Source organism: Corallococcus sp. CA049B (genome assembly GCF_003611685.1).
Classification (GTDB): domain Bacteria; phylum Myxococcota; class Myxococcia; order Myxococcales; family Myxococcaceae; genus Corallococcus; species Corallococcus coralloides.
Map to the genome: position 1 here is coordinate 24076 of NZ_RAWC01000083.1, position 9445 is coordinate 33520.

Annotated in this window: 6 protein-coding genes; 4 read left to right on the plus strand and 2 right to left on the minus strand. The window is 70.9% G+C overall.

Going from position 1 to position 9445, the window contains the following annotated elements; genetic code table 11:
- The first annotated feature begins 13 nt into the window (after window positions 1-13).
- The 3 genes from D7W82_RS19625 to D7W82_RS19635 are packed head-to-tail and all read left to right on the plus strand — an operon-like array spanning window position 14 to window position 2491.
- The gene (locus D7W82_RS19625; protein ID WP_120619807.1) at window positions 14-541 is read left to right on the plus strand and encodes a YiiD C-terminal domain-containing protein; all 528 of its coding nucleotides are present in this window, start codon (window positions 14-16) and stop codon (window positions 539-541) included.
- Window positions 529-1497 (plus strand): aldo/keto reductase, encoded by a 969-nt coding sequence (locus D7W82_RS19630; protein WP_120619808.1) that lies wholly within the window; start codon window positions 529-531, stop codon window positions 1495-1497. Before D7W82_RS19625 ends, D7W82_RS19630 begins: the two co-directional genes overlap by 13 nt.
- A 4-nt stretch (window positions 1498-1501) precedes the next feature.
- Window positions 1502-2491: an NADPH:quinone oxidoreductase family protein gene (locus D7W82_RS19635; protein ID WP_120619809.1), complete on the plus strand. Its 990-nt coding sequence runs from the start codon at window positions 1502-1504 to the stop codon at window positions 2489-2491.
- Here the strand turns inward: D7W82_RS19635 and D7W82_RS19640 are convergent.
- Complete coding sequence (locus D7W82_RS19640) at window positions 2484-3638, minus strand: acyl-CoA dehydrogenase family protein (protein ID WP_120619810.1); 1155 nt, start codon at window positions 3636-3638, stop codon at window positions 2484-2486. The genes D7W82_RS19635 and D7W82_RS19640 overlap by 8 nt on opposite strands.
- A gap of 109 nt (window positions 3639-3747) precedes the next feature.
- Between D7W82_RS19640 and D7W82_RS19645 the strand changes: the two genes are divergently transcribed.
- Window positions 3748-4485: a molybdopterin-binding protein gene (locus tag D7W82_RS19645; RefSeq protein WP_120619811.1), complete on the plus strand. Its 738-nt coding sequence runs from the start codon at window positions 3748-3750 to the stop codon at window positions 4483-4485.
- A gap of 18 nt (window positions 4486-4503) precedes the next feature.
- On the opposite strand, the gene D7W82_RS19650 is transcribed toward D7W82_RS19645, so the two are convergent.
- On the minus strand, window positions 4504-9445 hold a 4942-nt coding region (locus D7W82_RS19650; protein WP_120619813.1), incomplete at its 5' end, for a tetratricopeptide repeat protein.

The window sequence follows — 9445 nt, forward strand, 5'->3', positions numbered from 1 at the left end:
AGTGGAGCCATCCGTGAAGGGGGAGCCACTTGTTGCACCGGAGGAGGTCCTGGCGCGGCTGGCCATGGAGCTCCATGCACGGATCCCGATGACGAAGTTCCTCGGGATCTACTTCGAGGTCTTCGAGCCCGGACGCATCGTGCTCGGGGCGCCGCTGGGGCCTTCGCTCAACCACCGGGGCACGGCCTTCGGTCCCGGGGTGTTCACCTCCGCGGGGCTCGCTCCCTGGCTGCTGCTCGTGCGAGCAGCGTGGGCGGAGCGGCTCGCCGTGCAGATCCTCCTTCGCCGCTGCGAGTTCGCCATCCACCGGCCCATCACCTGTGACTACCGGGCACGCTGCGACACGTTGCCCGCGATGGAAGCGGACACGCTTCGTCAGGGAGGCAAGGTGCGGCTCACGGCGACGTCGCAGGTCTTCATCGACGAGGGCGAGCCCGCCGCGACCTACACGGCGCACTTCACGTTGCTGGGCCAGCCTGCATCCACCGGGACGGGGGAGGGCGATCTGGCTTTGCCCTTCCCGGAGGCATGGCGGACGTGATCTACCGCAAGCTTGGCGGCATCGATGTATCGGTCTTCGCGTTGGGGGCGGCCAACTTCGGGGGCATCGGAAGCTCCAGGAAGCTGCTGGGGCAGGGGGAGACCGAAGCCGAAGCGCACGCGCTCCTGGATCGCGCGGTGGCACTCGGCATCAACCTCATCGACACGGCGGGTACCTACGCGGACGGCGCCAGTGAGGCCATCATCGGGGCGTGGCTGGCGTCGCGCGGCGCCGCGATGCGGGACCGGGTGCTCATCTCCTCCAAGGTGGGCCTTCGCGGCGGGCTCGGGCGGAAGCACGTGTTCGCGGAGGTGGACCGGTCGCTCGCACGGCTCCGCGTCGACACGCTCGACTTCTTCCTGGCGCATGTGCCGGACCCTGCCACGCCGTGGGACGACGTCCTGGACACCTTCCAGTCCTTGGTGAGGGCGGGCAAGGTCCGCCGCTTCGGCCTGTCGAACGTGACCGCGAGCGATCTCTTGCGCCGTGCTGCTCCGCGCTCAGGCGGCCCGGTGGGGTTCGGCTGGATCCAGAACCGCTTCAACCTGCTCGAACAGGATGACGCACACAACGGCGTGCTGGAGTCCTGCGCGAAGCTGGGGCTCCAGTACACGCCCTATTCACCACTGGCGGGCGGCCTGCTGAGCGGCAGGTACGCCATCGCGGGTGACATTCCGGAGGGCACGCGCATCGGACAGCGCAGGGACCTCTACGCGAAGGCCTGGACTCCGGAGAACGCGGCCCGCGTCGAACAGCTCAAGGCGAAGGCCGCCGCCCACGCGCTGTCACCGTCGGGCCTGGCCACCTGGTGGCTGGTGCACTGCCCCTTCGTGACGTCGATCCTCGTCGGTGCGCGCAGCCCGGAGCAGCTCGAACAACTGGTGACCGAGGCGTCACGCCTGCCCGCGAACGACGGCCTCTGGCGAAGCCTCACGGCCCCTTCCACCCAGGAGTGACGACATGCGAGCGATTGTCTGCGGGACGTGGGGTGGGCCCGAGCAGCTCACCCTCGCGGAGGTCCCCGAGCCCGTCCCGAAGCCCGATGAGGTGAAGATCGACGTGCACGCCTGCAGCGTGAACTTCGCCGACCTCCTCATGATTGGAGGGACCTATCAGACCCGGCCCGCGCTGCCCTTCGTCCCAGGCCTGGAGGCAGCGGGCACCATCGCCAGCGCGCCCGAAGGCTCGGGCTTCCAGCCCGGAGACCGCGTCGTGGCCATCCTGTGGCACGGAGGCTATGCCGAGCAGGCAGTGGCCTCCGTGAGGGAGACCTTCCTGCTGCCGGCAGGCGTCTCCTTCGACGTCGCCGCAGCACTGACCAGCGCCTACGCGAGCACGGCCCTGGCGCTGATCCGCGTCGCCCACCTGAAGCCCTCGGAGGTGCTCCTCGTGCTGGGCGCCAGTGGGGGCGTGGGGCTCGCGGCCGTGCAGCTGGGCAAGGCACTGGGGGCCACCGTCATCGCGGTCGCGAGCACGCCGGACAAGCTCGCCATCGCGCGTGAAGCGGGCGCGGACCACGTCATCCGCCACACGGACGGAGCCTGGAAGGAGCAGATCCTCGCCGCCGCGGGGTCCTCCGGTGTGAGCGTCTGCTTCGATCCGGTCGGGGGCCCGCTCTTCGACCCGGCGCTCTCGACGCTGGGTTGGGGAGGCCGCTACGTCCTCGTGGGCTTCGCGGCGGGACAGGTCCCGAACATTCCCGCCAACCGGCTGCTCGTGAAGCACCGCGCGGTGCTGGGGTCGTCGTTGCGCTACTTCCGCTACCACGACCCGGCGGCGCTCCGCGAAACCATGGAGCAGCTCTTCGCCTGGCATGCGCAGGGCCGCATCCTCCCGCGCATCACGGTGCGCCTCCCACTGGAGCGGACCGCCGACGGCCTGCGCACCCTCGCGGAGCGACGCGCCATCGGCAAGGTCGTGGTCCACATGCGGGAACCCGGCGCTACGTGAACGAGCGGGGCAGTCCCAGCACGTGCTGGCTGATGTACGACAGGGCCATGTTCCGGCTCACGGGGGCGTTGATGAACAGGCGCACCTCGCGGAACTTGCGCTCCACGTCGTACTCCTCCGCGAAGCCGTAGCCGCCGTAGGTGTCCATGCAGGCATTGGCGGCCTCCCAGGCGGCTTCCGCGGCCAGGTACTTCGCCATGTTCGCCTCGGCTCCGCAGGGCTGGTGGCCGTCGAAGAGCGTCGCGGCCTGCTCCGTCAGCAGGGACGCGGCCGTGAGCGCCGTGTGCGCCTTCGCGATGGGGAACTGCACGCCCTGATTGGCCCCAATGGCCTTGCCGAACACGACGCGCTCCTGCGCATAGGTGACGGCCTTCTCGATGAACCAGCGGCCATCTCCAATCGCCTCCGAGGCGACCAGCACCCGCTCCGCGTTCATGCCATCCAGGATGTACGAGAAGCCCTTGCCCTCTTCGCCGATCAGCCCCTCGACGGGCACTTCGACGTTCTCGAGGAACAGCGCGTTCGTTGCATGGTTGAGCATGGTCCGGATGGGACGGACCTCCAGCCCCTGCGTCTTGCGCAGGTCGAGCAGGAACACGCTCATCCCATCCGTCTTCTTGCGCACCTCCGCGCGGGGCGTCGTCCGAGCGAGCAGGAGCATCAGGTCGGACTGGAGCACGCGCGAGATGAAGATCTTCTGCCCGTTCACGACGTAGCGGTCGCCGCGCCGGACCGCCGTCGTCTCGATGGCGGTGGTGTCCGAGCCCGAGTTCGGCTCTGTCACCGCGAACGCCTGGAGCCGCAGACGGCCCGCGGCGATCTCCGGAAGGTACCGCTGCTTCTGCTCCGCGGAGCCGTGCCGCAGGAGCACGTTCATCACATACATCTGCGCATGACACGCGGACGCGTTCCCGCCGAAGTGGTTGATCTCCCCCAGCACGACCGCCGCTTCGCGCAGGCCCAGCCCCGCGCCGCCGTACTCGGCGGGGATGAGCGCGGCCAGCAGTCCGGCCTCCGTGAGGGCCTTGACGAAGTCGTGAGGGTATTCACGCTCCGCGTCGAGGGTGCGCCAGTACTTCGGGGGGAAGCGGTTGCAGAGGGCACGCACGGACGCGCGGATCGCGTCCCGTGTCTCGGTGGAGTCCATGCGCGAAGGATGTCCGTCCCCTCGTGCTGACTCCAGGACAGGCCAGGTCCGCGCCAGCGCAACGCGCGAGTCCACCCCCGGGGTCCGTTGGAGTAGAATCCCCGGCTCCATGGAGCGGACCGGCGCGGCGGCGATCATCATTGGCAACGAGGTCCTCACCGCGAAGGTGAAGGACGAGAACGGCCCCCACCTCATCCAGCGGCTGCGGGAGCTGGGCATCCCGCTCGTCTCGGTGGAGACCATCCTGGACGACGTGGACGCCATCGTGGACGCGGTGTCCCGCGCCCGGCGCAAGGCCCGCTACGTCTTCACCAGCGGAGGCATTGGCCCCACCCATGACGACGTCACGGTGCGCGCGGTGGCGCTCGCGCTGGGCCGGCCCGTGGTGCGCCTGCCGGAGATGGTGTCGGCCATCCAGGCCCGCGCCGGCACGTCGCCCGTGACGCCGGAGTCCCTGCGCCTGGCGGACGCCCCCGAGGGCGCCGTGCTCCTGGCCCAGCCGGGCATGTGGTTCCCCGTGCTGACGGTGGGGGACATGTTCCTGCTGCCCGGAGTGCCACAGCTCTTCCGGCTGCAGCTGGAGACGGTGCTCTCACGGCTGAGCGGCACGCCGGTGCACCTGGTCAACCTGTACTTCAACCTGGGCGAGAGCGCCCTGGCCGCCGTGCTGGACCGCGTGGCGCTGGACATGCCCCACGTGGCCATCGGCTCCTATCCCGTGTTCGACGCGGCCATGGACTACCGCGTGAAGGTGACGGTGGAGGCCCCGGAGCGTGCCCACGTGGACGACGCCGTGGGCCGGCTGCTCGCGGGGTTCCCGGCGGACGCGCTGGTCCGCCGGGGGTAGCCCGGGGCGCGGGGACGACTACAGCGACAGGCCGATGCGCTGACGCAGGCGGAAGAAGTCGTCCGTCAGCAGCCACGACAGCAGGGCCTTCAGGTCCGCGCGCTCGCGCACCGCCTGGAGGATGCCGTCGGTGGTGCCGTCCTGGCGGTTGGCCACGATGTTCGGATCCTCGCGCAACACCATGGTGAGGCCCACGGACGGGTCGCCGCAGACGAGCAGGCCCGCGCGGTCCGCGGAGAAGCCGAGCGCGTCCACCACCGTCGCCACGTCGATCTTCTGCTGCTCGGACAGCGTCTGCGCGGGGCCTTCCGAGGCCTTCATCGCCTTGCGGCTGAAGGCCTTCTTGAGCTGCTTCGTCGTCTCGTCGTTGCGCCGGCCCAGGCCGTTGAACTGCTGCACGTGGACGCGGATGGCGTTGCCGAACAGGTCCACCGTCTCGCCCTGGGACAGCTTGGAGAGGACGGCCGTCTTGTTGAACAGGCCCAGCACCGCCTTGCCGATGAGGAACTTCTGCTCACGGGCGTTGAAGCGGCGCACCACGTCCTGGCCCACGCACAGGGACAGGGGCTCCGTCGTCTCCGGCTGCAACATGCCGCGCCGGGCGAGGTAGACCTCGAACTCCTCCACGCCGAAGGTCTGCGCCACCGCGCGCACGGCCTTGTACACGGCCGAGTCCGGCTTGAGCTTGTCCTGCTTCGGGTTGACGCCGAGCATCTCGAACTGCGGCGGGTACACCTTGCCCAGGTGCTCACCCATGGCGCGCAGCAGGTCCGTCAGCGGGCCGCGCGCGGCCGGGTGCATGAGGACGGTGTCCACGTCCGCGGCGGGCAGCGCTTCACGCGGCTCCTGCGGCTGCCGTGCGCGGGCCTCCGAGTAGAAGGCCTGCTCCACCTCGTTGGTGGCGCGCATGAAGGTCAGCACCGCGGCGACGGCGAACGCCTTGTCCTGCTGCTTCTGGGCGTCCCACAGCTTGAACAGCGCATGCAGGCTGTCCACGCGAGCGGGGTCCTGGCGCAAAATCTGCCGGTGCTCCTCGATGGCGAGCGGGAAGCTGGTCATGTCGCGGCCATACAGGTCCGCCAGCGCGGCGCGGGCCCCGAGGTTCTGCGGATCCTGCTCCACGAGCTGGCGGTAGATGACGGTGGCGCGAGCCGGCTCCGTCAGCGGGCCCGCGTAGAAGCTCGCCACGCGCATGCGCAGGGACACCGCGCGCTTGACGTCCGTGGACGCGGTGGCGGCGGCCTGGGCCTCCAGCATCTGCGCCAGCTCCGGCAGGTTGCGCTGGCGCTCGTAGAGGGCCACCAGCCGGTCCACCAGCGCGGGCTCGCCCGGCGTCAGCTCCAGCGCCTTCTTGTAGAGCGCCGTGGCGGAGGCGACGTCGCCCAGGCCCTCTTCGTGGATGCGCGCCAGCTCCACGGTGAAGCGCGCGCGGGCGTCGTTGGGCAGGTCCTGATCCAACAGCCGCCGCAGGCAGTCCACCGCGCCGCCGAAGTTGCGGCCCTGCGCGTACACCGTGGCCAGCCGCTCCAGCGCCTCCGGGTGGCGGGGCAGGGTGGCCAGCGCCGTCTGGAGGTGCGCCGCCGCGCGGCCCGGGTCGTTGAGGTGCTGCTGGTAGAGCGCGCCCAGCGTCAGGTGGTGCTGCGCGAGCACGCGAGGATCCCCGCCCTGCTGCACGCGCTGGCCGAGCATCTGCGCGGCCTCCGCGTACTGCTGCGCCTCCAGGAGGAGCAGGCCGCGAGTCTCCAGCGCGTCGGGGAAGCCGGGCCGGGCCGCCAGGGCCTTCTCCAGCACCGCGAGCGCGCGAGCCCGGTCACCCAGGGCCACGTTGTGCAAGCGGGCCGCGGTGACGTACGCCGCCGCGGCGGCCTCCGCGTCGCGCTGCGCGAGCCGGGCCTCCGCGCGCCGCTCGTGCAGGGCCGCGAGGTCGGAGGAACCGCCGCGCTGCGCGAGCAGCTCCTCCAGGCCGGTGGCCGCGCCCGGGTGCAGCGGATCGCGCTCCAGCGCCAGGCGGTAGAGGGCCGCGGCGCCGTCGGGGTCATTGAGCTTCTGGGCCGCGAGCTTCGCGGCGGCGACGAAGCCCTCGATGGCGCTCTTGGTGTCGCGGCTCGCGCGGGCCTCGGTCTCCATCATGGCGCGCGCGGTGGCGAAGTCGCCCCGGCGCAGGGCCACGCGGCGGGCGCCCTGGAGCGCGGGGAGGCACTGCGCCTGGAGCTCCAGCGCCTGCTGGTACAGCGCGGCGGCCTGCTCCTGGTCGGGGTTCTTCTCCGCCAGCTCGGCGGCGCGCAGGAGCAGCTCCAGCGCCTCCGTGGCGTCGGTGGTGACGGCCAGCCGCATGCCGTACATGCGCGACAGGGCGGCGGTGTCACCGCTCTGGCGCAGCACGCGCTCCAGGCCGAAGGCGAGGCGCGCGTCGGAGGGGTCCGCGTCGAAGGCGCGCTGGTAGACCTCCAGGGTGCGCTCGGAGGGCGGGCCCTTCTCCTGATCCGCGGCGGCCAGGATGCGCAGGGCGCTGGACAGGCGCGTGTCGGTGACGCGCTCGGCGATGCGGGCGCGCAGCTCCGCGCGGCGGACGCGGTCCGACACGCGGATGCGCTCCAGCAGCATGAGGGCGGTGAGGTTGCCGGGCTCCAGGCCCAGCACGGACTCGCAGCACTGCGCGGCGCGGGACGGCTCCTGGAAGCGGTCCAGGTACAGCCGCGCGAGCTTGAGGTACGCGGTCACCTTGGCCGCGGGCGTCTGGCCCACCTGCGTCTCGCGGTCGAGGATGGACACCAGCTCCTTCACGTTGTCCTGCGCGACGTACAGGCGCTCCAGCGCGCGCAGCGTGGCGGCGTGGCCCGGCGTGAGGCGCAGGACTTCCTGATAGCCCTCGATGGCCAGCTCCGGGCGGCCCAGCTGGTCCTCCCAGATGGCGGCGGCCTGGTACATCGCGTTGGCGCGCTCCAGCGGATCCGTGCGGTTGGCGGCGTCCGCGCGGAGCACCTCCACGAGGCTCTCCCAGGCACCGTGGGCCCGGTGGATGCGAGCGAGCGCGCGCAGCGCCGGGAAGTAGCTGGGCGCCAGCATCAGCGCCTCCTGGTACGACGCGAGCGCCTCGTTCTCCTGCTTGAGGCGGTGCTCGTACAGCTCGCCGATCTTGTAGATGAGCGCGGCGGCCGCGTCGGTGGACGGAGAGATCTCCGACTCCGCGCGGTACATGTCGATGAGCTTCTCCCACCGGCCGTCCTGCGCGTACAGCCGGCCCAGGGCCTTGAGCGCGGGCAGGTACGAGGGCGACAGCGCGAGCACGCGCTCATACGCGGTGATGGCGCCCACGCGGTCCTTCAGGTGCTCGTCGAGGATCTCCGCGTTGCGGTGGAGCAGCGACAGGACCTGCTTGGTGTCTCCGGCGAACGACGCCTCCAGGTCGTTGGTCTCCAGCAGCTCACGGAAGCGCCCGGCGCGCTCGTAGAGGCGGGCCAGGTTGCGCAGCGTGGGCAGGTGATCCGACGCCAGGTCGAGGATGCGCTTCATGCACTCGATGGCGTGGTCCAGGTCCCCGAGGCGGTCCTCGTAGATGACCGCCATCTTGTTGAGCGTGGTGATGACCTGATCGCGGTCGGACGTCTGGAGCAGGTCCTGCTCGAACATCTGGACCAGCTCAGCGAAGCGGCCCTGGCGCTCGTAGAGGCGGGTGAGGGCCTTCTGCGCGGGGAGGTAGCCCGGCTGGAGCTGGAGGCACGCGTTGTAGCGAGCAATGGCGTCCTCCTGGCGGCCCAGGCGCTCTTCCAGGATCTCGGCCGCCTTGTACATGCGAGCGGCCTTGCCCTTGGCGTCCTCGGCGGCGGTGACCTCCGCATCGAAGACAGCGACGAGCCCTTCCCAGTTCTGCATCCGGTACGACAGCTTGCCCAGGCCCGCGAGCGCGGCGGCATGGCTGGGGATGCGGGCGAGGATGGCCTGGTAGCGGGCGGCGGCCTCCTGGTCGCGCTTGAGGTCGTCCTCGTACAGCGCGGCGAGGCGCAGGTTGATGGCGACGAGCTCGCTCTCGTCGTTGATGGAGCCCACCCACGCGAGCAGCACGTCGGCCAGCTCCTCGAAGCGGCCCTGGGTCTCGTAGATGCCGGCGAGCGCGCTCAACACGAGCGGCTCGTTCGGGCTCACGCGCCGGGCGGCGAGCAGCGCGGACAGGGCATCGTCCTTGCGGCCCAGGCGATCATGGACCTTGGCGATGTGGAGGTACGCGGGAGCGCCCTGGGAGCCCTGGCCCTCGGCCTCGGAGAAGAGGGCGGAGAGGAGTTCGTCGGTGCGGCCCTCGCGTTCGGCGACGCGCTTGATGGCGGCCTGGAGCAGCGGGTCGGAGCGGTCGAGCGCGAACGCCTCACGGAACGCAGCGGCTGCGGCCTCCTTCTGCTTGAGGCGCTCCTCCAGGAGCATGCCCGCGGAGGTGAGGTAGTGGGCGCGAAGGGAGGGAGGAACGACGGCGGTGGCGAGCAGCCGGTAGATCTCCACCAGCGCGCCCGCGTCATTGCGCGCGGCGTAGACGGACTCGAGCTGGGTGAGGAGGGTGACGTCGGTGGGCTTGCGGTCCAGCGCCTGGCGCAGGGCATCCGCGGCGTCGTTGTCGCGCGACAGGCGCTCCTCGAGGATCTGCCCCTTCTCGAAGAGGAGAGACGCCTGCTGGCGAGGATCCTCGGAGGCGCCGAGCTCCGCGTCGATGAGCTGCACGACCATCTGCCAGTTGCCGACGTCCGCGAAGAGGCGGCGGGCGGCGCGGATGTTGGCGAGGAACCGGGGCGCCAGCTTGTACGCGTTCTGGAACGCGACCGCGGCGTTGCGAGGGTTCTTGAGCGGCTCTTCCCAGAGCAGGCCGACCTCATGAAACAGGAGGGCAGCGGTCTGCGGCTCGGTGGTGGCGAGCGCCTTGGCCTCGCGCTCCATGGAAGCGATGCGCTCGCGGGCATCGTCCTCGGCGCTGGCC

Coding starts and splice junctions, on each gene's coding strand:
- D7W82_RS19645 (WP_120619811.1), top strand. CDS start 3,748: ATGGAGCGGACCGGCGCGGCGGCGATCATCATTGGCAACGAGGTCCTC.
- D7W82_RS19630 (WP_120619808.1), top strand. CDS start 529: ATGGCGGACGTGATCTACCGCAAGCTTGGCGGCATCGATGTATCGGTC.
- D7W82_RS19640 (WP_120619810.1), bottom strand. CDS start 3,638: ATGGACTCCACCGAGACACGGGACGCGATCCGCGCGTCCGTGCGTGCC.
- D7W82_RS19635 (WP_120619809.1), top strand. CDS start 1,502: ATGCGAGCGATTGTCTGCGGGACGTGGGGTGGGCCCGAGCAGCTCACC.